21 protein-coding genes are annotated in these 24123 nt (G+C 67.9%); 14 read left to right on the top strand and 7 right to left on the bottom strand.

The features are described from left to right. The first annotated feature begins 14 nt into the window (after positions 1–14). The 5 genes from cysK (at position 15) to ACTOWJ_RS25100 (ending at position 4379) form a co-directional block, all read left to right on the top strand. Positions 15–995, top strand: coding sequence for a cysteine synthase A (cysK, locus tag ACTOWJ_RS25120; protein WP_441337355.1), 981 nt, complete (start codon positions 15–17; stop codon positions 993–995). Between the two features lie 516 nt (positions 996–1511). After that, entirely contained in the window at positions 1512–2537 is a 1026-nt protein-coding gene (locus ACTOWJ_RS25115; RefSeq protein ID WP_441337354.1) for an aminoglycoside phosphotransferase family protein, read from the top strand. Next, positions 2534–3259 carry an N-acetylmuramate alpha-1-phosphate uridylyltransferase MurU gene (gene murU, locus ACTOWJ_RS25110; protein WP_441337353.1) on the top strand — a complete coding sequence of 242 codons (726 nt, stop codon included), beginning with the start codon at positions 2534–2536 and terminating at the stop codon, positions 3257–3259. The genes ACTOWJ_RS25115 and murU overlap by 4 nt, the downstream gene beginning before the upstream one ends. 58 nt (positions 3260–3317) lie before the next feature. Beyond that, positions 3318–3872 carry an RNA 2'-phosphotransferase gene (locus ACTOWJ_RS25105; protein WP_441337352.1) on the top strand — a complete coding sequence of 185 codons (555 nt, stop codon included), beginning with the start codon at positions 3318–3320 and terminating at the stop codon, positions 3870–3872. Positions 3873–3875: 3 nt separating this feature from the next. Next, a complete protein-coding gene (locus ACTOWJ_RS25100) occupies positions 3876–4379 on the top strand; it encodes an O-acetyl-ADP-ribose deacetylase (protein WP_441337351.1) in 504 nt (167 codons plus the stop codon). A 562-nt stretch (positions 4380–4941) separates the two neighbouring features. Here the strand turns inward: ACTOWJ_RS25100 and hda are convergent. The 3 genes from hda to ACTOWJ_RS25085 are packed head-to-tail and all read right to left on the bottom strand — an operon-like array spanning position 4942 to position 7949. After that, positions 4942–5667: a DnaA regulatory inactivator Hda gene (gene hda / locus ACTOWJ_RS25095; protein WP_441337350.1), complete on the bottom strand. Its 726-nt coding sequence runs from the start codon at positions 5665–5667 to the stop codon at positions 4942–4944. Then, positions 5664–6857 (bottom strand): AI-2E family transporter, encoded by a 1194-nt coding sequence (locus tag ACTOWJ_RS25090; protein ID WP_441337349.1) that lies wholly within the window; start codon positions 6855–6857, stop codon positions 5664–5666. The genes hda and ACTOWJ_RS25090 overlap by 4 nt, the downstream gene beginning before the upstream one ends. Before the next feature lie 3 nt (positions 6858–6860). After that, entirely contained in the window at positions 6861–7949 is a 1089-nt protein-coding gene (locus ACTOWJ_RS25085; RefSeq protein ID WP_441337348.1) for a DUF2066 domain-containing protein, read from the bottom strand. 336 nt (positions 7950–8285) lie between these two features. Here ACTOWJ_RS25085 and purM point away from each other — a divergent pair, with 336 nt between their 5' ends. From purM to ACTOWJ_RS25040, 9 genes are all read left to right on the top strand, one after another. Then, the gene (purM, locus tag ACTOWJ_RS25080) at positions 8286–9350 is read left to right on the top strand and encodes a phosphoribosylformylglycinamidine cyclo-ligase (RefSeq protein WP_441337347.1); all 1065 of its coding nucleotides are present in this window, start codon (positions 8286–8288) and stop codon (positions 9348–9350) included. Between the two features lie 20 nt (positions 9351–9370). Next, the gene (locus ACTOWJ_RS25075; protein ID WP_441337346.1) at positions 9371–9994 is read left to right on the top strand and encodes a DUF2238 domain-containing protein; all 624 of its coding nucleotides are present in this window, start codon (positions 9371–9373) and stop codon (positions 9992–9994) included. Between the two features lie 59 nt (positions 9995–10053). Next, positions 10054–10497 carry a hypothetical protein gene (locus tag ACTOWJ_RS25070; RefSeq protein WP_441337345.1) on the top strand — a complete coding sequence of 148 codons (444 nt, stop codon included), beginning with the start codon at positions 10054–10056 and terminating at the stop codon, positions 10495–10497. An 18-nt stretch (positions 10498–10515) separates the two neighbouring features. Beyond that, positions 10516–10959 carry a hypothetical protein gene (locus ACTOWJ_RS25065; RefSeq protein ID WP_441337344.1) on the top strand — a complete coding sequence of 148 codons (444 nt, stop codon included), beginning with the start codon at positions 10516–10518 and terminating at the stop codon, positions 10957–10959. A gap of 38 nt (positions 10960–10997) precedes the next feature. Next, positions 10998–11555: a hypothetical protein gene (locus tag ACTOWJ_RS25060; RefSeq protein WP_441337343.1), complete on the top strand. Its 558-nt coding sequence runs from the start codon at positions 10998–11000 to the stop codon at positions 11553–11555. Positions 11556–11753: 198 nt separating this feature from the next. Further along, entirely contained in the window at positions 11754–12443 is a 690-nt protein-coding gene (locus tag ACTOWJ_RS25055) for an HAD family hydrolase (RefSeq protein ID WP_441337342.1), read from the top strand. 29 nt (positions 12444–12472) lie between these two features. Next, positions 12473–13735, top strand: a complete 1263-nt coding sequence (locus tag ACTOWJ_RS25050) for a DUF5690 family protein (protein WP_441337341.1) — start codon at positions 12473–12475, stop codon at positions 13733–13735. 19 nt (positions 13736–13754) lie between these two features. Next, positions 13755–14909: a TIGR03364 family FAD-dependent oxidoreductase gene (locus ACTOWJ_RS25045; RefSeq protein ID WP_441337340.1), complete on the top strand. Its 1155-nt coding sequence runs from the start codon at positions 13755–13757 to the stop codon at positions 14907–14909. Positions 14910–15756: 847 nt separating this feature from the next. Next, a complete protein-coding gene (locus tag ACTOWJ_RS25040) occupies positions 15757–16245 on the top strand; it encodes a hypothetical protein (RefSeq protein ID WP_441337339.1) in 489 nt (162 codons plus the stop codon). Between the two features lie 64 nt (positions 16246–16309). On the opposite strand, the gene ACTOWJ_RS25035 is transcribed toward ACTOWJ_RS25040, so the two are convergent. From ACTOWJ_RS25035 to ACTOWJ_RS25020, 4 genes are all read right to left on the bottom strand, one after another. Further along, the gene (locus ACTOWJ_RS25035) at positions 16310–18424 is read right to left on the bottom strand and encodes a tetratricopeptide repeat protein (RefSeq protein WP_441337338.1); all 2115 of its coding nucleotides are present in this window, start codon (positions 18422–18424) and stop codon (positions 16310–16312) included. Between the two features lie 274 nt (positions 18425–18698). Next, a complete protein-coding gene (locus ACTOWJ_RS25030; protein ID WP_441337337.1) occupies positions 18699–20714 on the bottom strand; it encodes a hemopexin repeat-containing protein in 2016 nt (671 codons plus the stop codon). Between the two features lie 207 nt (positions 20715–20921). After that, positions 20922–23354, bottom strand: a complete 2433-nt coding sequence (locus ACTOWJ_RS25025; RefSeq protein WP_441337336.1) for an ABC transporter permease — start codon at positions 23352–23354, stop codon at positions 20922–20924. After that, positions 23351–24115, bottom strand: a complete 765-nt coding sequence (locus ACTOWJ_RS25020) for an ABC transporter ATP-binding protein (protein ID WP_441337335.1) — start codon at positions 24113–24115, stop codon at positions 23351–23353. Before ACTOWJ_RS25020 ends, ACTOWJ_RS25025 begins: the two co-directional genes overlap by 4 nt. Positions 24116–24123: the final 8 nt, after the last annotated feature.

Raw genomic sequence — 24123 nt, 5'->3', positions numbered from 1 at the left:
ACGGGAGAGCTTCCATGCCTTTGTACGACAGCATCCTCGACACCATCGGCAACACGCCGATCGTCAAACTGCACCGCGTCGCGCCCAAGCACGTCTCGCTGTACGCCAAGGTCGAATCGTTCAATCCCGGCGGTTCGGTCAAGGACCGCCTGGCCTTGGCGATCGTGCTCGATGCCGAGCGCAGCGGCAAACTCAAGCCGGGTCAAACCATCGTAGAAGCGACCTCGGGCAACACCGGCATCGCGCTGGCGCTGGTCGCAGCAGCGCGCGGCTATCCCTTCGTCGCGGTGATGACCGAAACCTTCTCGATCGAGCGGCGCAAACTGATGCGCGCTTACGGCGCCAAGGTGATCCTGACCCCGGCCGCCGAACGCGGCACCGGCATGGTGCGCAAGGCCGCGGAACTCGCCGAGAAGCACGGTTGGTTCCTGGCCCAGCAGTTCGACAATCCGGCCAATCCGGCCTATCACCGCAGCACCACCGGCCCGGAAATCCTGCGCGATTTCGCCGGCAAGCGGCTCGATTACTTCGTCACCGGCTGGGGCACCGGCGGCACGCTCAGCGGCGCCGGGCAGGTGCTCAAGGTCGCGCGGCCGGATCTGAAGATCGTCACCTCCGAACCGGCCGGTGCTTCGCTGCTCAGCGGCAACGCCTGGCAGCCGCACAAGATCCAGGGTTGGACGCCGGACTTCGTTCCCGGCGTGCTCGACCGCAGCGTGGCCGATGAAATCCGTCCGGTCGACGATGTGACCGCGCGCGACACCGCGCGCCGGCTCGCGTCCGAGGAAGGCCTGTTCGTCGGCATCTCCGCCGGCGCTACCGTCGCCGCCGCGCTGCAGGTCGCCGAGTCGGCGCCGGAAGGCACGGTGCTGCTGGCGATGCTGCCCGACACCGGCGAACGCTATCTGTCCACGTTCTTGTTCGAAGGCGTATCGGAAGGTTCCGACGACGAATGGCTGGCCTCGCTGGAACGCGAGGAAACCGTCGCCGCGTAAGCCGTGACAGGTGGAGCGGAGCCGTGCGCGCCCGATTGCGGTGCGGACGTGCCGCCGCACTGGAATCGACGCAGCGCGCCGGCTCCGCTCCGCGCTTCATCGGATCAGGTTTTTCAGCAGTACCCGGGCACCCGTAGGGCGGGGTCCGCGGCGCAAGGAATCCGGAAGAGGCGGTGGCGACCGCTTTCGGGAGATCTGTGGCGTGGGCTTCGCCCTACTTTTTTGCGTTGACGTCCGCGTGTGCAGGTAGTTTGCCTGCCCTCACCCCAGCCCGCCCCAGCACAAACGCGTAGCGTTTGGGCTTTCACGGACGCGCGAGCCAATGGCTCGCAAGCCGCGCCCGCTCACCCCGCAAGCGGGAGAGGGAGTCGGAATTCGCTGGAATGCCCTTCTCCCGCTTGCGGGAGAAGGTGCCCCGGAGGGGCGGATGAGGGCGTATTCGCCGGCGACATTCACCCGCACGCCCCAGCCGTTTACCCTGTGCGCCTGCAGCCAGTCCGGCCGCACGGAGCCCGCATGACCCAGCCCCACCCCACCGACCGCGACGCCGCCCGCCTGAACTGGGCCCGCAGCGCGACCGGCGACGACCGCCTCGACCTCGTGCGCGCCTCCTTCGACGCCGGTTTCCGCAGTTACTGGCGCGGCCGCACCGCGGCCGGCAGCGTCATCGTCATGGACTCGCCGCCCGAACTGGAAGACGCGCGGCCGTGGCTGCGCATCCGCGACATGCTGCTCGACGGCGGCGTGCGCGTACCGCAGGTGCACGCTCAAGACATGGACCTGGGCTTTTTGCTGCTCGAAGACCTGGGCCAGCAAACCTTCCTGCAAGCCTTCCAAGCCGGCGATGCCGACGCCGACACGCTGTTCGATGCCGCCTTCGATGAGCTGCTGAAGATCCAGGCCCTGCCCTGCCCCGAGGATCTGCAGCCCTACGACGAGGCTTTCCTGGCGCGCGAGCTGCGCCTGTTCGATGAGTGGTTCCTCGGCCGCCATCTGGGCCTCACGCTCGATTGCACCGATCTGGAACGGCTCGATCTGGCTTACCGCCGCATCCTCGACAATGTGCTCGCGCAGCGGCAGGCGTTCGTGCACCGCGACTACATGCCGCGCAATCTGATGCCGGTCGACGGCGGCGTGGCGGTGATCGACTTCCAGGGCGCGCTCAAGGGGCCGATCGCCTACGACCCGATCAGCCTGTTCCGCGACGCCTTCATCAGCTGGCCCGAAGACCGGGTCGACGCGTGGCTGGCGCGCTATCACGCGCGCGCGACCGCCGCCGGCATTGCGCTGCCCGAGTTCGCCCGGTTCCGCCGCGATGCCGATTTCGCCGGGCTGCAACGCCACATCAAGATCCTGGGCCTGTTCGCGCGGCTCAACCATCGCGACGGCAAGCCCAAGTACCTGGCCGATGCGCCGCGGTTCCTGGCGTATCTGGACATCGTGCTGGCGCGTTATCCCGAGCTGGCGCCGCTGGCCGAAATCGTCGAACGCTACGTGCGCCCTGCCCTGGCTCCGGCCGCGAACGCAGGCGCGCCGGCATGAAGGCGCTGATCTTCGCCGCCGGCCTGGGCGAGCGCATGCGGCCATTGACCCTGCATACGCCCAAGCCGCTGCTGCAAGTCGGCGGCAAGCGGCTGATCGAATGGCATCTGGAAAAACTCGCCGCGATCGGCGTGCGCGAGGTGGTGATCAACACCTCGTGGCTGGCCGAACAATTTCCCGCTGCGCTCGGCGACGGCGCGCGTTGGGGCCTGCGTCTGCACTATTCCTTCGAGGGCGATACGCCGTTGGAAACCGGCGGCGGCATGCTGCATGCGCTCGACCTGCTGCGCGACGGCGCCGACGCCGATGCGCCGTTCATCGTCGCCAACGGCGATATCTGGACCGATTACGACTTCGCCGCGCTGCCGCGCGAGTTCGACGGCGACGCGCACCTGTTGCTGGTGGACAATCCGGCCGAACGTCCGCTGGGCGATTTCCAGCTCGAAGGCGATCGGCTGCGCAACCTCGGCCAGTCGCGCATGACCTACACGGGCATCGGCTTGTACCGCGCTTCGCTGTTCGACGGTTGGCGCGCGCTGCTCGGCGACGCGCTCGGCACCGAACGCACGCCGCCGCGCTTCAGCACCGTGCCGCTGCTGCGCGACCGCGCCGAACGCGGCCGGCTCGGCGGCAGCCACCACCGTGGCCGCTGGACCGACGTCGGCACGCCCGAACGCCTGCAACGGCTCGACGCCACGCTGGCCACGACGACCCATACTTAGTTTCCGCAAGATCCGGCCTGACGACCGCGCCGCCGCCCCACCTCCCACCGGACCGCCCATGACCGCCGTAAGCCTTACCAAGACCAGCAAATTCCTCAGCCTGGTGCTGCGCCACGCACCCGAGACCATCGGCCTGAGCCTCGACGCCAACGGCTGGGCCGACATCGAGGAACTCATCGATCTGGCCAACGCCAACGGCAAGCCGGTGACCCGCGCGCTGATCGACGAGGTGGTGCGCGACAACGACAAACAGCGCTTCGCGATCAGCGAGGACGGTCTGCGCATCCGCGCCAACCAGGGCCACTCGATCGAGGTCGACCTGGCCCTGACCGCGCTGGAACCGCCGGCCACGCTGTACCACGGCACCGCCACGCGCTTCGCCAAATCGATCCGCAATCTGGGGCTGGTCAAGCAAAGCCGCCAGCACGTGCATCTGTCGTCCGACCAGGCCACCGCGATCAAGGTCGGCGGCCGTCACGGCAAGCCGCTGGTGCTGCGCATCCGCGCCGGCGAAATGCATGCCGGCGGGATCGCGTTCTTCCGCTCGGAAAACGGCGTATGGCTGACCGACACGGTCGCGCCAGAATTCATCGACTGGCCGGCGCGGGACTGAGCGATGCGGCTGAGCGCGATCCAGGGCGACATCACCACGCTGACGGTCGATGCGATCGTCAACGCGGCCAATTCCTCGCTGCTCGGCGGCGGCGGCGTGGACGGCGCGATCCATCGCGCCGCCGGGCCGGAACTGGTGTCCGAATGCCGTTTGCTCGGCGGCTGCAAGACCGGACAGGCCAAGCTCACCGGCGGCTATCGATTGCCGGCGAAATACATCATTCACACCGTCGGCCCAGTGTGGCGCGGCGGCGGCGAAGGCGAGCCCGACCTGCTGGCCTCGTGCTATCGGCGTTCGCTGGAGATCGCCGCCGAGCGTGGGCTGACGAGCATCGCGTTTCCCTGCATCAGCACCGGCATCTTCGGTTACCCGCTGGAAGCCGCGGCGCGTATCGCCATCGCCACGGCGCGCGCGCATGCCGCGCCCGAGTTGCGGGAAGTGACGTTTTGTTGTTTCAGCGCGAACGACCTGGCGGTGTATCAGCGGTTGCTCGGCGAACCGGCCTGACACCTCGCGGCTCGAACTGCTCCTGACGCGATGCCGCCAACCGCGCGAAGCGTCCCTGTAGGAGCGGCGCAAGCCGCGACCAACCGAAGCGACTCACGCCAGCGCCACCTCCGAAGCCGATCCACCTCAAGCTCTCATTCCAAGAGCCACCGAATTTCATCGCTTCGGTGGGCTAAGTGGTATTGCGTCGCTCGCGAAGCGTCCCCTGTAGGAGCGGCGCGAGCCGCGACCAACCGAAGCGATTCACGCCAGCGCCACCTCCGAAGCCGATCCACTTCAAGCTCTCATTGCAAGAGCCGCCGAATTTCATCGCTTCAGACCGCGCGAAGCGTCCCCTGTAGGAGCGGCGCGAGCCGCGACCAACCGAAGCGATTCACGCCAGCGCCACCTCCGAAGCCGATCCACCTCAAGCTCTAGAGCCGCCGAATTTCATCGCTTCGGTGGGTTGAGTGGTATTGCGTCGCTTCGGTTGGTCGCGGCTCGCGCCGCTCCTACAGAGCAAGCCCAACACTTCCGCACGATGGCCAAGCCCGGCGGTTTCGCGGGAGTCCAGGGACTCGGCTTACTCCGCGCCGAGGGTCTGGCGCAGGAACGGCACGGTGATGCGGCGCTGCGCGGCGAGCGAGGCGCGGTCGAGTTTGTCGAGCAAGGCGGTCAATCCGCCCAGGTCGCGGTCCACCCGCTTGAGCAGCCAATCCAGCGCCGCCTCTTCCAGCGCAAGTCCGCGCCGCTGCGCGCGCTGGCGCAGCACTTCGCCGCGGCCGGCGTCGTCGAGCGGCGTCAGCGCGATGCGCGTGCATTGCGACAGTCGCGAACGCAGGTCCGGCAGGTTCAGCGGCAATTCGTCCGGGTTTTCGCGCGCGGCGTAGATCACGGCGATGCCGGCCTGACGCGCGCGGTTGTGGGTATCGAACAACGCGACCTCGTCGTCGCGGTCGCCGGCGATCGCCTCGATCCCATCCAGCGCCAGCAAGTCGTTGCCTTCCAGCGCGAACAGCGCATCGCGCAGACGCCCGGCGGCCGCGGCGAGCGGCAGATAGGCGGCGCGGCGGCCGGCGTCTTCGGCCGCGGCGCAGGCGCCGAGCAGCAGATGGGTCTTGCCCACGCCGGCCGGGCCGGCGAGGTACACCCAATCGGCGCCGGTCGGATCCAGATAACCGGCGGTTTCGTGGCTCTGCGTGGCCAGCGCGCGCAGTTGCGCGATCGCGCCGGCCGGCGCATCGACATAGGTATCCAAACGCTGGTCCGGCGGATAGCGCAGGGCCAGCGGCAACTGCGGAACGCTCACTCTGTCTCGCGCTCCGTACCGCCGTTGCCGGCCTTGCCGCTGTTGTTGCCGTTGGCCGAAGCGGTTTCCTTCGGCGTGATCGCCGGATCGAGCAGGATGGTCGGATGATCGCCCGCGTACAGCCGGCTGTGGGTGTAGCGCTCCTGCGCATATCTCAACAGCACGTTGACCACCGCCGCGATCGGCAGCGCCAGCAGCATGCCCAGGAAGCCGAACAGCGTGCCGCCGGCCAACACCGCGAAGATCACCGCCACCGGATGCAACCCGATGCGGTCGCCGACCAGCTTGGGTGTGAGCCAGTAGCTTTCGACGACCTGTCCGATGCCGAACACCGCCAGCACGCCGGCCACGTATTTCCAATCGCCGTACTGCACCAGCGCGGCGATCACGCCGAGGACGATGCCGCTGGCCGGGCCGAGATACGGCACGAAGGTCAGCAGGCCGGCGATGATGCCGATCAGGATGCCCAGATCCAGGCCGACCGCCCACAGGCCGATGCCGTACATCACGCCCAGGGTGATCATCACCAGGAACTGGCCGCGCAGGAACGCGCCGAGCACATCGCTCGACGCCTTGGCCAGGCGGCTGGCGGTGGCGAGGTGATCGCGCGGAATCAGCGAGGCGACCCGGTCGACCAGCACGTCCCAATCGCGCAGGAAGAAGAACGTCAGCACCGGCAGCAGCGCGATGTTGGCGACCATCGCCATCACCGCGAAGCCCGAACGCGACAGATAGCCCAGCAGCGTGGTCGCCACGCCGCCGGCGCGCTCCCAGTTGCTGCGCAGCAGTTCGATCAGGTGATTGAGATCGAGCCAGTTGCTGATCTCGAAGCCGGTGCGCTGCTCCAGCCACGGAATCGCGGTGCCGGTGAACCAGTCGCGATAGCGCGGCAGCGACACGATCAGGGTGCTGATCTGGCGTTCGATCAGCGGCACCAGGATCAGCAGCACCAGCACCACCAGCAGCGCCATCATGGTGAACACCAGGATCACCGCGGTGTTGCGCGAACGGCCGGTGCGCTCGAGCCGGTCGACCAGCGGGTCGCCCAGCCAGCCCAGCATCGCGGCCACCACGAACGGAGTCAGTACCGGGGCGAGTACCCACAGCAGCCAGCACGCGCCCACGCCGAGCGCCGTCCATTGCAGACGGCGCAGGAACAGGGCGATGTCTTCCAGAGGAGTCCGTTCCATGCGTCAGTGCAACTGATACACGGGCGGCTGGCCTTCCAGGCCTTCCAGCGCCAGCAGGGTGTCGCCGGCATCGGCCATGCGCTTGAGGCCGGGCAGGCCGGACAACAGTTCCAAGTCGAACTCCAGGCTGTCCGGGGTGACGCGCACCGGAGTGATTTTGCGGATGACCGCCAGGCCCTGCAGATAGCCGGCTAGGCGGATGTAGTCGTCGGCGCTGCGCACGCCGGTGAAGACCACGCGATAGGTGCCCGGCGGACCGGCCACGCCGCGCTTGGCGTAACGCTTCATCAGGGCGTCGGCGGCGCCGTCGGCACCGCCGGACATGACCTTGCGCGCGTCCGGATCGGTGCTGACCCAGCTGCCGACCACCTTGCCGCCGTCGACGAAGCTCCACTCGCCCTTCCAGCCGCCGGCCTTGACCCGGTAGAGCTTGCCGATCAGCTGCATCGGCGGGCTGTAACGCGCCGAGGCGCGGGCCACCGCTGCGGCATCGCCTCGCCAGATCGCGCCGACGCTGGCCTGTTCGGCCGCGCTGCCGGTCGGCAGGCCGAGCTTGTAGCCGCGTTCGATCGCGCGATTGAGCGCCGCGCGCGCCGCATTGGCCTGGGGCAGACCGACCAGGCGCGGACCGCTGCCGTCGTCGATCGCCAGCCAAAGCACCGGCTTGGGCCGCGGCTGCGGCCAAATGGGCAGGCCGAGGGTCGAGGCCAGGTTGTCGACCTTTTCCTGATCGAAATTGACCACCAGGGTGGTCTGGAAGGTCGGCGCGCCGGTGACCTGGGACACGCCCTCGTCCTGGCGGTAGTCGTAGCCGGTCGCGTAATCCTTGGCCCGGCGCAGTTCCTGGCCCACGCCCGGCCGGCTGGCCGCGGTGCGGTCGCCGGACATCTTGCTGAGCACCTGGGCCAGCGCGCGCGCCATCGCGCCGTTGCGCTCGCTCTCGCTCTGGCCGCCGACCGGCACCTCGGCCGAGTACGCGCCATCGGCCTGGGCGCGGTCGCCCTCCACGCGCTGCGCGCTCGCGGCGAAGCTCGCCAGCAGCATCGCTGCGACCGCCCAACCCCGTAGTGCCTTACCCATCGACAAGCCCATCGCTATCCCTATGTCTATCCGTACCGCCGAAGAGCGGGTACCGCTGAGGAGCGGGCTTCCAGCCCGCATGGCGAGCCGCAAACCCGGCCCGAAGGCCGAACCGCGGACCTAAAGTCCGATGTCGGCGCTCAAGGTCCGAAATGGTGCCGCAGTGGAGTCGGAACGTCCATTCGGGGCCTGAACGGGCCGCTGCCGGAGGCCGGCCGCGGCGGCCGCGGATCGACGAAAGCCGCTCCCAGCCTGACCGCAGCCGGTCCGCGGCCAGGCCGCGCTCACTTCTGACCGCCTCGCGGCTGCTAAAATCCCGCGTTTCCTTCCGCGACCGCCGGGGCCGCCGTGACCGCATCTCCTTCCGACACCTCCCCCAAGCCGCTGACCTACCGCGATGCGGGGGTCGACATCGACGCCGGCAACGAGGTGGTCGAACGCATCAAGCCCTTGGTCAAACGCAGCTTCCGTCCCGAAGTCATGGGCGGGCTGGGCGGCTTCGGCGCGCTGTTCGATCTGTCGGGCAAGTACCGCGAGCCGGTGCTGGTCTCCGGCACCGACGGCGTCGGCACCAAGCTCAAGCTGGCCCAGGAACTCAACCGCCACGAGACCATCGGCATCGATCTGGTCGGCATGTGCGTCAACGACGTGCTGGTTCAGGGCGCCGAACCGCTGTTCTTCCTGGACTACTTCGCCACCGGCAAGCTCGACGTGGAGACCGCCGTGTCGGTGGTCGGCGGCATCGCGCGCGGCTGCGAACTCGCCGGCTGCGCGCTGATCGGCGGCGAAACCGCCGAGATGCCCGACATGTATCCGCCGGGCGAATACGACCTGGCCGGCTTCACCGTCGGCGCGGTCGAAAAATCGCAGATCCTCGACGGCGCGCGCGTGCAAAAGGGCGACGTGCTGATCGGCATAGCCTCCAGCGGCCCGCATTCCAACGGTTATTCGCTGATCCGCCGGATCTTCGACCGTGCCGGCCGGCCGGGCGACGTCGCCGTCGGCGGCGTGCGCCTGATCGACGCGCTGATGGAACCGACCGCGCTGTACGTCAAGCCGATCCTGGAACTGTTGCGCGCCAACAACGGCGAGCACCGCATCCACGCGATGGCCCACATCACCGGCGGCGGCCTGACCGAAAACATCATCCGCGTGATTCCGCAAGGCCTCGGCCTGGACATCCGCACCGCCACCTGGACCCTGCCGCCGGTGTTCGACTGGCTGCAGCGCGAAGGCGCGGTGCCGCGCGAAGAAATGTGGCGCACCTTCAACTGCGGCATCGGCTTCGTGCTGGTGGTGCCCGACGAAGCGGTCTCCGCGACGCAAGCCGATCTCAAGCGCCTGGGCTTGGCCCACTGGCGCATCGGCGAAGTGGTCGGCCACAGCGAAGGCGAGCGCGTCCATATCGGATGAGCACCGCAATGCAGGGACGCATGAGCGCGATCGGGCCTCGGTATAGCAAGAAGATCGCATTGGCCCTGGTGCTGGCGGTATTCGCCATCACCTGGATCGACCCGAAAAGCCCGTACGAACAAGGCATGCACAGCGTGCTGACCGTGGTCGGGCTGATCTGGCTGTGGCGGCACGATCGCCACTGGCCGCTGCGCGGCGGCCATTTCGTCGCGATCTGCGCCTTCATGATCGCGCACTGCATCGCCGCGCGCTGGCTGTATTCGTATGTGCCCTATGACCAGTGGATCCAGTGGCTCACCGGCGGCTGGTCGCTGGATCGCGCGCTGGGTTTGGAACGCAATCACTTCGACCGGCTGATCCATTTCCTCTACGGCGTGTGCTTCGCCCCGGCGGTGCGCGAGTATTTCCGCCAGCGCTGGCCGGCGCTGTCGCCGCGCCAGGCCTTCGTGCTGGCGGTCGCGGCGATCATGTGCACCAGCCTGATCTACGAATGGATCGAATGGGCGATCGCGCTGACCATGTCGCCGCAGGACGCGGAGTCCTACAACGGCCAGCAGGGCGACGTGTGGGACGCGCACACCGACATGTTTCTTGCGACACTGGGGTCGCTCGCGGCGTGGCCGCGGGCGGGTAGGCGGGCCTGATCCGCCGCTGGCGGCGCGGATGCCGCCAGCGCCGCACGCACCGAAGGAGCCGCCGCGTAATGAACGACCCCGCGCCCCAAGCAACCGTCGCCGCACCGCCCTCGTCGGATCCCAAACACCTGGACCTGATCGGCCTGTTCTATTACCTGCTCGCGGCCTTCACCGGGCTGTTCTCGCTGTTACCCACCATCCACGTGGCGATCGGCGTGGCGATGCTGTCGCACCGCTTCCCCGCCGGCACCAACCAGCAGGCGCCGCCGCCGGAGTTCATGGGCTGGATGTTCGTGGTGATGGGCTCGGTCTTCATCATCGGCGGCCTGACCTGCGCGGTATTGTTCGCGTTCGCCGGCCGGCGCATCCGCGAACGCCGCAACCACACCTTCTGCCTCGTCGCCGCCGGCGTCAGCTGCATGTTCATGCCGCTGGGCACCGTGCTCGGCGTGTTCGCGCTGGTGCTGCTGCTCAAGCCGGACGTCAAAGCCGCGTTCGCGTCCGCTCCCTGATCCAAGGAGGATCCACCGATGTCGCCGACCGATCTGCCCGCACCCGCGCCCGCCAGCCCCGAAGACGCCTCGCATCTGCGGGTTCTGGGCATCTTCTATTACATATTCGCCGGCTTGAACGTGCTGTCGGTGGTGTTCGTCGCGTTCTTCGTCACGCTGGCCGCATCGACCTCCGCCATGGCGCCGGCCGTGGCGGAGAGCTCCGCGGGCCTGCCCGCAACGGACAAATTCCTGGTCATCATGCTGCCCATATTCGTCCTGGTCGGCTTGTTCAGCCTGCTGGTCGGCGTGCTGCAATTCATGACCGCTCGCCGCCTGCGCGACCGTCGCGGCAGCGGGTTCTGCCAGATCGTCGCCGGACTGACCTGCCTGTCGGTGCCCTTCGGCACGGTGGTGGGGGTGTTCACCTTCATCGTGCTCGCCCGGCCTTCGGTGAAGGCTTTGTTCAACGGGCGGCGCTGAGCGGACCGGCGCGTCGTGTCACACCGACGCGGCCGTATATGCGTTTGGTAAGCGGGCTGCATGCTGAAGCCGGAGGCGGGCGCGTGAACTTAGCCAGGATTACGCGGACGGGTTTGCTTTGGCTGAGCCTGCTCGGCCTCGCTGGCTGTTTCTCGCCACCGCCCACGCAACAGGCATTGATGGCGCAGTTTCACGCCGAGCGATCCGGCTACGAAGCGCTGCGGAAAATGATGCAGGAGGACGGAATCACCGACATCCTCCACTACGGCGGCGAGTTCGAAAAAGACGAGCGTTGGAACTTCAAGAGCGCGGAGAAAATCGATCTTTCCCATACCCGCGCCGGCGCGTACCGGTCCTTGATGAAGAAGATCGACGTACCACGCGCCTTCCGCTCCGAACACGACGAAGCCGCACTGCTGCTGGACTCCTGGGGCATGGCCAATCGCGGCTGGCGCGTCCTGGTCGTATGGCGAGCGACCCCACCGCGACCGCTGCTGGACAGCCTCGACGATTTCCAGCGTTCGAAGATCCCCAACGATTGGCAGGAAGGCTACGCCCATGCCGAGGGCGACTGGTACTTCAAGATCATCTGGTAAGCCGGCCAACTCGGACATGAGACCGGCGCCGCGGACGCCATCGGCCGTCACATCACCCTGAACCCGTGGCGCCGGACCCGGATCCCCGCCCACGCCCGGACCGACTAGACAGGTCCAACCGGTTGTCCCCGCCCTGTCATCACCGGGTTGCGCGCGATCTTCAAGCTGAAGGCCTGTTCCGCAGTGCCTTCAACCGCCATGACCTACCGCCTCGCTCTGTTCGATATCGCCGGCACCACCGTGTCGGATCCCGGCTTCGTCGCCCAGGCCTTCGTCGGCGCGATGACCGCCGCCGGCCATCCGATCGACCACGAGGCCTGCCGGCCGCTGATGGGCTATCCCAAGCCGCTGGCGATCGCGCGGCTGCTCGGCGGCCAGGCCGACGAGGCGACGATCAAGCTCATCCACGAAGACTTCGTCCAGCGCATGCTGGTGTGCTATCGCGAATGGCCCGGCATCGAACCGCTGCCGGGCGCCGAATCGATCTTCGCCCTGCTCCGCGCCAACGGCATCAAGGTGGCGCTCAACACCGGTTTCTCGCGCGATATCGCCGACGCGATCGTCGAACGCCTGGGCTGGGCCGATCGCATCGACGCGCTGATCGCCAGCGACGAAGTCGCCGAAGGGCGGCCCGCGCCGCATATGGCGCGCGCGCTGATGCAGCGCTTGGGCATCGACGATCCGGCGCAACTGGTCAAGATCGGCGACACCGAAGTCGACATCGGCGAAGGCCGCAGCGCGCGCGCCGGCCTGGTGGTGTCGATCACCACCGGCGCCTACACCCGCGCCGAGCTGGAGCCCCACCAGCCCGACCGCATCATCGATTCGCTGTTCGAACTGCCGGCCCTGCTCGGCATCGCCACCGATCCGCGCAGCGCGGCGGCATGATCGGCGCGTACGCCCCGCGTAGCCAACGCATGCGCCAGTGGCAGGTGACCCTGCTCGCCGGCGGCGCGGCGCTGGTCACCTACGCGTGCATGTACGCATTCCGCAAGCCGTTCGCGGCCGCGTCGTTCCACGGCCAGCAGTGGTTCGACGTCGATTACAAAGTGTGGCTGGTGGTCGCGCAGATCCTCGGCTACATGTGCAGCAAGTTCATCGGCATCGGCGTGATCGGCGGACTGCGCCGCGAGCGCCGCGCGCGCCTGCTGCTGATGCTGATCGGCGTGGCCTGGCTGGCCCTGCTCGGCTTCGCGCTGACACCGGCGCCCTGGAATATCCCGTTCTTGTTCCTCAACGGCCTGCCCTTGGGCATGGTCTGGGGATTGGTGTTCAGCTATCTGGAAGGACGCCGCACCACCGAAGCGATGGGCGCGATTCTGGCGTCGAGTTTCATCATGGCCTCGGGCATCGTCAAAAGCGTGGGCAAGTGGCTGTTGTTGTCGGGCGTGAGCGAGTACTGGATGCCGTTCCTGACCGGACTGTTGTTCGTGCCGCCGCTGCTGATCGCGCTGCACCTGCTCGAACGCGTGCCCGAACCCGACGCGGACGACCTGCGCGAACGCAGCGAACGCCTGCCGATGAACCGCGAGGAACGCCGCGCGTTCGTGCGCAAGTTCCTCCCTGGCCTGTCGTTGATGATCCTGTGCTACGTCGCGCTGACAGTGGTGCGCGATTTCCGCGACAACTTCGAGGCGGAGTTGTTCAACGATCTGGGCTACGGCGGGAGCGCGGGGGTGTTTGCGTTGATCGAAACGCCTATCGCTTTGGCGGTTCTCGCGTTGACCGCCGGGCTCACTTGGTTCCGCGACAACTTGCGCGGCCTGATGGCGCTGCACGCGCTGATGTTCGCCGGGCTTAGCGTCGCCGGCATCAGCACGCTGGCGTTCCAGGCCGGCGCGCTGCCGCCGCTGTGGTGGCTGGCGCTGGTCGGCTTCGGCTTGTACCTGGCTTACGTACCGTTCAACTGCGTGTTCTACGAACGTTTGATCGCGACCTTCCGCGTCGCCGGCAACGTCGGCTTCCTGATGTATCTGTCCGATGCCTTCGGTTACCTGGGCAGCGTGGCGGTGCTGCTGACCAAGGAGTTCTCCGGTCTGCAACTGTCGTGGACCCAGTTCTTCGCCCACATCGTGATCGCCCTGGCCGCACTGGGCGCCATCTGCCTGCTGTTGTCGGCGCTGTACTTCCATCATCGCGCCAGCCGCCATGCCGCGGCGCTCGCGCTCGCTCCCGTCTGACTTTCGAATCCTTACCCGCATGAAATCCGAATCCGCTCTCGTCATCGGCGCCGGCATCGTCGGCTTGGCCATCGCCCGCGCGCTCGCCGTGCGCGGCCACCGCGTCACCGTGCTGGAACGCTACGACCGCGCAGTCGGCGCCTCGGTGCGCAACTTCGGCATGATCTGGCCGATCGGCGTGACCAACGGCGAGGCTTATCAGCGGGCGATGCGTTCGCGCGCGATCTGGCAGGAGGTGATCGACGGCGCCGGGCTCTGGCACGACCCCTGCGGCTCGCTGCACATGGCCTACGCCCAGGACGAATGGGAAGTGCTGGAACAGTACGAGGCCGCCAACCGTTCGCACCGCCCGTGCAGCCTGCTCGATCGCGACGCGGCGCTGGCCAAATCGCCGGCGATGGTCGCCGAGCAACTGCGCGGCGCCTTGTTCAACCGCGACGAGATGATCGTCGATCCGCGCCAAGCGCTCGCCGCGATCCCGGGCTATCTGCACGAACGTTACGGCGTGCAGTTCCATTGGCGCACGCCGGTGACCGCGGTGGAAACCGGACGCGCTTATTCGGGCACGCGCCGCTTCGACGCCGATCAGGTGTTCGTCTGCAGCGGGCCGGAGTTCGAACAGCTCTATCCGCAACTCTACGCCGCCGCGCCGCTGACCCGCTGCAAGCTGCAGATGCTGCGCCTGGCGCCGCAACCCGACGGCTTCCGTCTCGGCGCGGCGCTGTGCGGCGGCTTGTCGCTGGTGCACTACGCCGGCTTCCAGCAGGCCGCCGACGTGGCGCCGCTGCGCGCGCGTTATCAGGAACAGTTCGGCGACCTGATCGAACTGGGCATCCACGTGATGGCGGCGCAGAACGGCCACGGCGAGATCACCGTCGGCGATTCGCACGCCTACGCCCACACCCACGACCCGTTCGACGAACACTCGATCAACGCCAAGGTGCTCGGCTACCTGAGCCGCTTCCTGCGCCTGCCCGATCCGCGCGTGATCCAGACCTGGCACGGCATCTATCCCAAGCTCACCGACGGCAGCAGCGAGTTCGTCGCCGAACCAGCGCCGGGCGTGACCATCGTCAATGCCATCGGCGGCGGCGGCCTGGGCATGACCTTGAGCTTCGGCCTGGCCGAGGAAATCGTCGAGGGCCGTTACGGGGCGGTGCGGCGGGCGGCGTGATGGAGCGGGATTCGGGATTGGTCAAAGCCTGAAGTCCGAACCCGCGTTTGCGAATCTCGAATCCCCCAACCCGGCTTACATCCAATCGCGGGCTATGGCGTCCTGATCCGCCATAGCCCGCGTCGCTCAGTCCGTTGGCTCCCCCGTCGGACTGACCGTACCCGCCGGCGCCGCGCACGGCGCGCGGCGCTACCGACCGCACCGGCATCCGTGCCGGCGCGAGGCGGGTTGCATGTCCCTATGCCCATCGATACGCCGCATTCATCGGCCTCCGCCCGCGCGGCCCGATACGGGCCACGGAAGCGCGATCGCGCCGAACCCGATGGATGACCGTTCGGCGCCAGGCGCCGAACGTGCCGGACCCGATCCAGGGACCGGCAGCCCTCCCTGAGCCCACCTCATCGGATCGGCGCCCCGGTGCGGCCCGGGGCGCGATCCGATGAGCCGCCGCGTTCCGCCCCTTGCGGGAGCGTTCCTTCCGGTGCGGGCCGCGACGGAAACCTGATGATCCGTTCGCCTGCGCCAGCCGCCTGGCTGGGCCGGCCGGAGACGGGTCCCGATGCCGGCGGATCGATCAGCGCTGGAGCGATGGCTCCATTTACCCTCGGCGCGGCCCGCGATGCGAGGAAGGATCCGGGATCGAACCGGGACACGGCGGGAAGCTTTCGCAGCGCCCTGCGGCCATCGCTCCGCAACCGCGAATCACATCACTCTGCCACTGTGAGCACCGGCAAGTTCCGAAAAAAACGTCCCCGTTTGTGCCCGTGAATTGTTTGGACGGCGTCGATGCCTACTCCTAGGCTCGATCTGCGTCGCGCTCCCCGCGACACAGACCAGGAGAACTACGATGCGCCACGCCCTCAAGGGAATGATCCTCGCCGCCGCGCTCACCACTGGCGGCGCGTTCGCCCACCAGACCAATCCGCAGTGCGACGCCGACGGCGTCCAGGTGCGCAAGATCGCGAACTTCGCCTTCACCTCCAAGCAGGCCGCCGACTTCCACGCCGAGTTGGAGCGCCGGCCGCCGGGATCGGGCGGTTCGTGTCCGGCCGGCGGCGGTACCAAGTCCTGCGGCCAGGTCGACGACCACTGGGACGTGGTCACGCTGATGTCCGGCGAGTATTGCGCCAAGGTCGATCCGCGCCCGTCCGCGCGCGCCCTGCGCGTCGCGCCGGTGGCGATGGCGCTCGGCCCGGCCAGCTATCTGCGCGAAGACCACCACCAGAAGTACACCTATAGGTCAGCCGAGCCCACCGATGTGGTGCTGTGGGGCGTGTGCGTGATCTGCGAAGTACCGGCGGTGTCGAAAGCCCCGAAGGCCAAGAGCGGGCGCTGAGCCCGGCCACGCCGTCGCGGCTTGCCGCCGCGACGCGCGCCGGCGCCGCGACGCCCGGCGTCGCTCAGACCAGGGCGTTGCGGCGAGTGTAGGTCAGCACCGTGTCGACGTGCCGCTGCAGTTCGCTGCGTACCGGTTCTTCCAGCGTGCATTCGGCCAGCACGTAGTAGCCCGAGCGCAGCACGTCGCGCCAGCGCGGTTGGCGCGGCAATTTGGACAGACTCAGATAACGCTCCATCGCGCGCGCGCGCAGACGCCCGTCGTCGACGGTGACGCGCCAGATCCGGCTCTTCTCGGCCAACTCCAAGCGGCCTTGGCCGGTGCTGCGCTCCCAGGCTTCGACCACCGCCAGCATCAGCTCGACGAGGGCGCGGCGGAACGACTGGCGCAGACCTTCGTCGCCCTCGATCGACGGCTCCACGTTCAAGGCCATCGGCTCCACCGCCGGCGCCGGCGATTGCGCGGCGGCGCTGGCGGCGATGCGCTGCAAGCCCAGCACGATCAGGCCTTCGCCCTGCCCGCTTTCGCTCAGTTCCGCGCTGAGCCGCTGCGATCCCGCGCTCAGGCCGAATTCCACGCGCTGCGGCGCCGAGGATTCGTCCAAATGCTCCAGCGCCTGCGCGAACGCGCGCGCGCCGGGCTCGTCGAGCAATTCGCCGAAGCCATGCCCGGCCAACACCGCGCCGCCGCCGGGTTGCAGCAGTTCGCCGGCGCGGCGATTGGCGGCCAGCACCTGGCCCGCGGCGTCGAGCACCAGCACCGCGTCCTCGCGACTGTCCAACGCCGCCTGCAGGCGCGCGCGATCGATGCCCAGTTCGGCTGCGGCGCGGCGGTAGTAGTCGATTTCTTCGTCCAGGCGCGCGCGCCGCGCCGCCTCGGCCACTCGCGCGCGGTGCTGGCGGCGCAGGAAGAACACGGTCAGCCCGAGCAACGCGGCCAGCGCCGAGACCACGGTCAGCCACAGCGCCAATGTGCGTACTCGATTTTCAACGGCCAGGTTGGCGATGGTGCGGTCGCGCTCGGCGGTCTCAAAGCGCACCTGCAGCCACTTCATCTCGCGGTCGTAGCGGGCCTGACGCAGTTGCCGCGCTGCGTTTTCGGACTCGCGCAGCGCCGCCATCGCCTGCGGCCATTCGCTCAACGCCTCGTGATCGGCGGCCAGTTCGGCCAACAGCGCAGGACGGTCGCTGTCCTGCGTCGCCAGGGTCTTGAGCGCGGCGATCACGCGTTCGCGCGCCGCCCGCGCGTCGCCGCGCAGGCGTTCCACCTGCGCGGTCTGCAATTGCAGCGGTGCCGGCGCGAACTCGCCGGCGGCGGTGTCGACCAGGGCCAGGCCGCTGGCGCTCCAGCCTGCGGCGGCGGCGAGATCGTTGCGCAACAGCGCCGCGCGCGCCAGCTCGGCGTAGGTTCGTTGCAGGTACTTGGCGTTGTTGGCCTGAAGCAGTTCATCGCGTGCCTGCAGCAGCACGCGCTCGGCTTGCGTCACATCGCCGGCGTCCAGGTACAAGGTGCCGAGCGCTTCGAGCACATGCGCGGCTTCGGCAGCGTTGGTCCGGCGCAGGTGCTCGGTGCGCGCGCGCTGGTAATAGCTCACCGCCTTGTCGGTTTCGCCCATGTCGCGATAGACGTCGGCGATATTGTTGAGCGTGCGCGCGATCTCGGCGTCCGGCAGCCGGCGCCATAACTCCAGGCTGGTGATCTGCGCGCGCAACGCGGCCTGGTAATCGCCGAGCCGGCGCAGCGATGAGCCGATGTTGCTCCAGTTCTTGGCCTGGGTGCGGCGGTCCTCGCCGCGCTCGGCTTCGGCCAGCGCGCGCTTGAACAGGGCCAGCGCTTCCAGCGGACATTCGCGCCGGAATTCGATCACCCCGCGCCGGCGCAACAGTTCCTCGGCGATCGCCGGCGCGGGATACGCGCCGGCCACCGCTTCGGCGCAGTCCAGCGCGCGCGCGGCCTCACCCAGACGGTTCTTGTCGGCCAGGGCGATGCTTTGTCGATAGATATGGTCCAACCGTGCACGCTGGTCGGTGGCCGAGTCGAGCTGGTACGCGGCGCTGCACTGCGCCGGGTCCGGCAACACGGTCTGCAAGCTCGCGCAACTTGCCTCGCCGGCGACCGTGCTTACGGCATCGGTCGCCGTCGCGGCGCTCGTCGCGCCCAACGCTCCCAGCAAAGCCACCGCTGCCCCTGTCCAAGGTTTCGCCTTGCCTTTTGCCACTCGCCGCTCCCTGTCGCCGCGAGAGCAAGCTTTGCCGATCCGGGCGCGAAGCGAAAGCAAGTGAATTGAGACCTGCGTCGCATGCGTCCGTTCTTTGTAATAAGCGATCACATTCGTGCCGGACATAGATCGCAATCGGGCACATCGGCGTTCGCCGCCCGCGTCGTCACCGCAGTGAGCTTGCGCGGACAGTCGCGAACGCCGACCTGCCCAGGGTATGGCCGATGGGCCTGCCTCAACGCGACATCGTCAGCTCCAGCTTGTCGGCGAAGGCGTCGCCAGTGCCGGCGCCGTGTTCGAAGCGGATTTCCACTTCGGCCCATTGCGCATCGGCGGGCACTCGGCCGTTCAATTGATAGCTCTGCATCGCGCCGGTGCCGCCGCTGGACGCGAGTTCGAACGCGCTGCCGGCGTAAAGCGCCTGCAGCCCGGGCCAGTTGCCGGCGGTGATGGTGGCCGGATAGCCGGCATCGGCGCGATCGAGCGTGCGGTCGTAACGCAGATACTCGCCGGGTTTGAACACATAGGATTTGCTGTTGCTGAAATTCAACACGCCCGACCAGTTCGCCGGCCAGTAACCGCTGCCGGGCCAGCTGCTGTCGGACAGATTGGCCGGGTAATAGGCGTCGGCGCGATCGTTGTCGAGGTTGTAGCGGATGTATTGATCGCCCTTGAAGAAATACAGCTTGCTGCGGCTGAAGAAGAACGCCGCCTCGATATCGCGCGCGCCGCCGGCGAATTTCTCCAGGCCCGCCCAGTTGCCGGAAATCGCCAGCGGGTAGCCCGGATCGACGTTGCGCGCGGTCAGGTCGTAACGCAGGTACTGCGCATCCTTGAAGAAGTACGCCTTGCCGTTTCCGGCATCGAAGGCCGCGTCGATATCGCGCGCGCCGCCGGCGAATTTCTCCAGGCCCGGCCAGTTCGTCGCGATGGACTGCGGATAACCGTTGGCGACGCGATCGGCGGCGATGTCGTAGCGGTAGTAGTCGCCGCCGCGGAACAGGTGGCCGATGCCGGCCGCGCTGAAGCTGGCCAGGCCGCGCAGATCGTAGAAGCGCAGGAACACTCGCGCGCGATGGCCGCTGGAAGCGCCCAGATCGGCTTTGAGCTTGAACGTCGCCGCGCCGCCGCTCAAATCCAGACCGCGCAGATCCACGCGTTGGCTCAAGGTGTTGCTGCGCGCGGTATCGCGACCGATGAACAGATTCTCGCCGCCGCCGCTCGGCCGCGCGGGCAACCAGGTGTATTGCGCATAGCTCACCACCTGACCGCCATTGCCCTTGCGCCAACCCGGAACATCGCTGTCGTAGGCGCGATCGAGCCGGCCGAGCGAGTATTCGGCGCCGGCGTTGACCAACAGATTCGCACCGAACGCGGGCGCGGCCTCGCGCACCGGCTTGTGCATCGGCCGGCCGTCGAGACCGGCCGGAACCGCCAGCCCCAGATGCGCCAGGATGCTCGGCGCGACGTCGACCTGACGCGGCGCCAGCCGCAACGGCTCCAGGCCCAGATTCGGCACCGATTCGCCGCTGAAGGCGATCAGCGTCTTGCGATCTTCCGGAGTGTTATGGCCGTGATGGATCGAGCCGCCGTGATCGGTACCGACGATGATGAGCCAATCCTCGTTGACGTAGTTGGCGCGTGCGCGCAACCTCGCCATGATCTTGCCGATGTTGTCGTCGATACCGCGGATCGCCGCGGCGTAGCCGGCGGCATCGCGATTGAAATAGCTGCCCGCGTGTCCGGCTTCGTCGGGCTCATTGAAGTCCAGCAACAGCACGTCCGGGCCGGCCGCGTCGCCGAGCAATTCCAGCGCCTTGCTCAGTACGTTGGCGTCGCTGCCGGCGTTGTAGACGGTGTCGGCCTTCCACGGAATCTGCGTGGCCAGCGGCGCCCACGCCAGCGCGACGGCGGTGCGCTTGTTCGGTACGACCGCTTCGATGCGGCTGAGCACATCGGGCCAGGCGGTGTAGTTCTTGCCGTTGAAGCTATTGTCGTAAACGCCGTGCTTGTCGCGCTCCACCCCGGTGAACAACGACGACCAGCCGCTGCCGCTGATCGCGGTATCGGAGGTGAGTCCTTCGCGGCCGAGATAACCGTCGGCGACCAGCGCATCGAGATTCGGCGTGGCCGTGGTGCCGTAGACATCGCCGCGGAATCCGTCGGTGCCGATGAACAAGACCTTCGGAGTCTTGGCGATCGCCGGCGCGGCGGCCGCGCAGGCCAGGGCCAGCAAAATGGAAGACGCCATGGAAGAGGCGACACACGAACGATGCGATCTGCGACGCGACATGACCCGCTCCAACGATGAAAGGAGCCGGCAGGTTAGGCCGCTTGATCGCCCAGGGACGTGACTCAAACCGCGCAGCCGCCAGAGCCTGGCAAGTTCATGTCACGATTCGGTCATCATCGCCGACACCCCCGTCCTCTGGCGAAGTGTCGCGCCCCGGATGGCGCGTCATTGCGTTCCCAAGGCTCGCATCGGGTCGATCCGCGCCGCGCGCAGCGCCGGCCAGAACGCGGCCAGCGCGCCGGCCGTCAGCAGTGCGGCGATCACCAAGGCGATGGCCAAGGGATCGGCGGTACTGATGCCGAAGACGAAGCGCCGGATCAATCGCGATGTGGCCAGCGCGACGGCGACGCCGATCGCCAGCCCCAATGACACCTGCACGCCGCTGTCGCGCAGCACCAGCATCATCAGACGCAGCGGCCGGGCCCCCATGGCCGCGCGCACGGCGTATTCATGGCGCCGGTTCGCGACCGAGATCGAAAGCACCGCATACAGACCGATACTGGCGAGCAGCAAGGTCATGGCCGAAAACAGGCCGACCAGCAGCAACTGCATGTAGCTGCGCTCCATCGTCGCCTCGACCACGGACTGCATTCGCCGCACCTCGCCGATGGGCTGCCCTGGCGCCGCTTCGGCGACCGCGCGATGCACACCGACATCGGCCACGGCATCGGCGCCGCGAACGCTCATCGCATAGTTGAGTGGCCCGTACTCGCGGATCTTGTTCCACAGCTTGGCCTCAAGCTGCTGGAACGGCACGTAGAGGATCGGCGGCGCCGGCTGGTCCGGACCGAACTGGCGCACGTCGCCGACCACCCCGACGATACGCATCGCCGGCGTGTCCTCGGAACGGCCGCCGCGCCCCATGTAGACCAACTGGCCGATCGGGTCGCCGCGCAAATGCTTGTCCGCGAACGTCTGGCTGACCACGCACACCGGCTCGGCGCCGCCGGTATCGCGGGCGTTCAAGGCTCGGCCGCGCAGGGTCGGGATCGCGAACGTGGCGAAGAACTCGCCATCCACCGGCCGAAACTGCGGCTGCACGGAGGTGCCGTCCGGCAAGGTCGCCGGCATATTGAGCTGGGAGCCTATCGGCAGGTTGGTCGACATCGCGACTCGCTCGACGCCGGGCAGCGCGCGCAGGCGATCGATGATCGCCTGGCTTTGCGCGGCGACCGCCTTCGCGTCGGGATACAGCGGCTTGACCGGCGAGAGCTGGAATACCCGCACCGACCGGCCATCGAAGCCCAGCGGCACCGCGTTGAGCTGATAAAGGCTGCGCATGAACAAACTGGACACGACCAGCAGCAATGCCGCCAGCGCCACCTGCGCGATGACCAGCGCGCGTCCCAGCCGGCCGGCGCCGCGGCTCGGGCCCGAGCGGCCACCGCCGACCAACTCGTCGGTCAGCGAACCGATGCGGGCGCGCCAAGCGCCTGCAACGGCCGCCAATACGGCCAACAGCAGGCCCACCCCAAGCGCGAAGACCCAGCTCGCATCGACCAAGGCGATCTCGCTGTTGGGCAACCATTGCACGGGCGCCACGCGACGCAGCAGGCGCAAACCGCTCCATGCCAGGGCCAGGCCCGTCGCCACACCGAACAGACCGATCAACAGCCCCTCACCCAGCGCCGGCATCGCCAGCCGCAGCGCGGGGGCGCCCAGCGCGGCGCGTACCGCATTGTCGTGCGAACGCAGTACCGAACGCTGGACGACCAGATTGCCGAGATTGATCCCGGCGACGGCAAGAACGCACAGCGCGGCGGCGAAGAACAGCCACAGCGCGGAACTGCTTGCGCCGACGTAGAAATCGCGCAGCGGCATCGCCTTGTAGCGGTTCTGCGTGAGGTACTCATAGTTGTCCGCGGGCAGGACTGAACGCAGGGAATCGACCAGGGCGCGCATGCGCGCATCGATGCGCGCATCGCGCCCGGCACCGTCGCCATCGAAGCGCGCGATCACGTAATGGTTGGCGTCCATGTCCCGCGGCCCGCGCTGCAAGCGCATCGGCACCAGCAGATCGAACGGCTGTGGCCAGACGAAGCGTTCGGGCAGCACACCGATCACCGTCGCCGGGCGCCCCTCCAAAACGATGCCGAGACCGACGGCATCGGCGCGCCCGCCGAGCTGGCGCATCCAGAAATCGTGGCTGAGCACGACCACCTCGTCGCCGTCCGCCCGGTCTTCGTCGGCGCTGAAGTTGCGGCCCAGCGCCATCTTCACGCCGAGCGTCGGCAAAAAGCCGTGGTCGGCCGCCAGCACGGGACTCACCAGCAAGGTGTCGCCACGCACGATGTTGGCGTTGCGCAGGTAAGCCGAGGCGATGCCCGCCGAGGTCACGCCCGGCATCGCCCCGACGACATCCAGCATGGCCGGCGCCGAAACCACGGTGTCGCCATAGTCCAAGCCCACGGCGGCCAACTGCTCGGGTTCGGCAAAGGGCAGCGGGCGCAACAAGCCTTGGTAGAGCAGCGAAAACACGGCGGTGACCGCCGCGATGCCCAGCGCCAACGTCAGGCTGGCGAGGGTCAGATAGCCCGGCCGGCGCAGCAATGCGCGCCAAGCCTGATGCCAGTCGCGCAGGATCGCGCCGAGATTCACGGCGCCTCCCCGGAGCGCGTCGAAATGCCCTCGATGCGGCCATCGAGCATATGCACTGTCCGCTGGGCGCGCGCGGCGAACGCGGAATCGTGGCTGACCATGCACAGGCTTGAGCCGCTTTGATGCAGGCTTTCGAGCAGGCGCATGACGATCTCGCCATTGTGGCGGTCGAGGTTGCCGGTCGGCTCATCGGCCAGCAGCACCGCCGGCCGCGTGACCAGCGCGCGCGCGACCGAGACACGCTGCTGTTGACCGCCGGACAGCTGTCCCGGGTAGTGCCGGCGACGGTGTCCGATATCGACGCGTTCCAACGCTTCCTCGACCCGGCGCCGACGCTCACTCTTGCCGATTCCGTCGCGGTAGGTCAGAGGCAGCTCGACGTTTTCCTCGACGCTCAGATCGGCGATGAGGTTGAACGCCTGGAAGATGAAGCCCACCGCTTCGTTGCGCACTCGCGCGCGGCCCGATGCGCCCAATCCAGCAACCGGCTTGCCGTCGAGCCAGTACTCGCCGCAGGTCGGCTTGTCCAGCAGGCCCAGGATCGACAGCAGCGTGGATTTTCCGCAACCCGACGGCCCGGTAATCGCGACGAATTCCCCCGCCATGACATCCAGCGATACCGCCGACAAGGCATGGGTTTCCACCTCGTCGGTGTCGAACACCTTGCCCAGGCCGCGCACTCGGATCAGCGGCCGATCCGGCCCGGTGTGCACCGCGAACGCGATCTCGTCTAAGGTCAAGGTGCCGATGTCCAGATTCATGGCCGTTC

Origin of the sequence: Lysobacter sp. CA199 (assembly GCF_052078715.1) — a bacterium.
In the GTDB taxonomy this organism is placed as follows: Bacteria; Pseudomonadota; Gammaproteobacteria; order Xanthomonadales; family Xanthomonadaceae; genus Lysobacter.
Note: the sequence above shows the minus strand (reverse complement) of the source record. Positions and strands in the feature narration are given on the sequence as shown.

What these genes read in the sequence shown, in the direction of transcription:
- cysK (WP_441337355.1), top strand. Translation starts at nt 15, where the DNA reads ATGCCTTTGTACGACAGCATCCTCGACACCATCGGCAACACGCCGATC.
- ACTOWJ_RS25115 (WP_441337354.1), top strand. Translation starts at nt 1,512, where the DNA reads ATGACCCAGCCCCACCCCACCGACCGCGACGCCGCCCGCCTGAACTGG.
- murU (WP_441337353.1), top strand. Translation starts at nt 2,534, where the DNA reads ATGAAGGCGCTGATCTTCGCCGCCGGCCTGGGCGAGCGCATGCGGCCA.
- ACTOWJ_RS25105 (WP_441337352.1), top strand. Translation starts at nt 3,318, where the DNA reads ATGACCGCCGTAAGCCTTACCAAGACCAGCAAATTCCTCAGCCTGGTG.
- ACTOWJ_RS25100 (WP_441337351.1), top strand. Translation starts at nt 3,876, where the DNA reads ATGCGGCTGAGCGCGATCCAGGGCGACATCACCACGCTGACGGTCGAT.
- ACTOWJ_RS25090 (WP_441337349.1), bottom strand. Translation starts at nt 6,857, where the DNA reads ATGGAACGGACTCCTCTGGAAGACATCGCCCTGTTCCTGCGCCGTCTG.
- ACTOWJ_RS25085 (WP_441337348.1), bottom strand. Translation starts at nt 7,949, where the DNA reads ATGGGCTTGTCGATGGGTAAGGCACTACGGGGTTGGGCGGTCGCAGCG.
- ACTOWJ_RS25075 (WP_441337346.1), top strand. Translation starts at nt 9,371, where the DNA reads ATGAGCGCGATCGGGCCTCGGTATAGCAAGAAGATCGCATTGGCCCTG.
- ACTOWJ_RS25070 (WP_441337345.1), top strand. Translation starts at nt 10,054, where the DNA reads ATGAACGACCCCGCGCCCCAAGCAACCGTCGCCGCACCGCCCTCGTCG.
- ACTOWJ_RS25065 (WP_441337344.1), top strand. Translation starts at nt 10,516, where the DNA reads ATGTCGCCGACCGATCTGCCCGCACCCGCGCCCGCCAGCCCCGAAGAC.
- ACTOWJ_RS25060 (WP_441337343.1), top strand. Translation starts at nt 10,998, where the DNA reads ATGCGTTTGGTAAGCGGGCTGCATGCTGAAGCCGGAGGCGGGCGCGTG.
- ACTOWJ_RS25055 (WP_441337342.1), top strand. Translation starts at nt 11,754, where the DNA reads ATGACCTACCGCCTCGCTCTGTTCGATATCGCCGGCACCACCGTGTCG.
- ACTOWJ_RS25050 (WP_441337341.1), top strand. Translation starts at nt 12,473, where the DNA reads ATGCGCCAGTGGCAGGTGACCCTGCTCGCCGGCGGCGCGGCGCTGGTC.
- ACTOWJ_RS25045 (WP_441337340.1), top strand. Translation starts at nt 13,755, where the DNA reads ATGAAATCCGAATCCGCTCTCGTCATCGGCGCCGGCATCGTCGGCTTG.
- ACTOWJ_RS25040 (WP_441337339.1), top strand. Translation starts at nt 15,757, where the DNA reads ATGCGCCACGCCCTCAAGGGAATGATCCTCGCCGCCGCGCTCACCACT.
- ACTOWJ_RS25030 (WP_441337337.1), bottom strand. Translation starts at nt 20,714, where the DNA reads ATGGCGTCTTCCATTTTGCTGGCCCTGGCCTGCGCGGCCGCCGCGCCG.
- ACTOWJ_RS25020 (WP_441337335.1), bottom strand. Translation starts at nt 24,115, where the DNA reads ATGAATCTGGACATCGGCACCTTGACCTTAGACGAGATCGCGTTCGCG.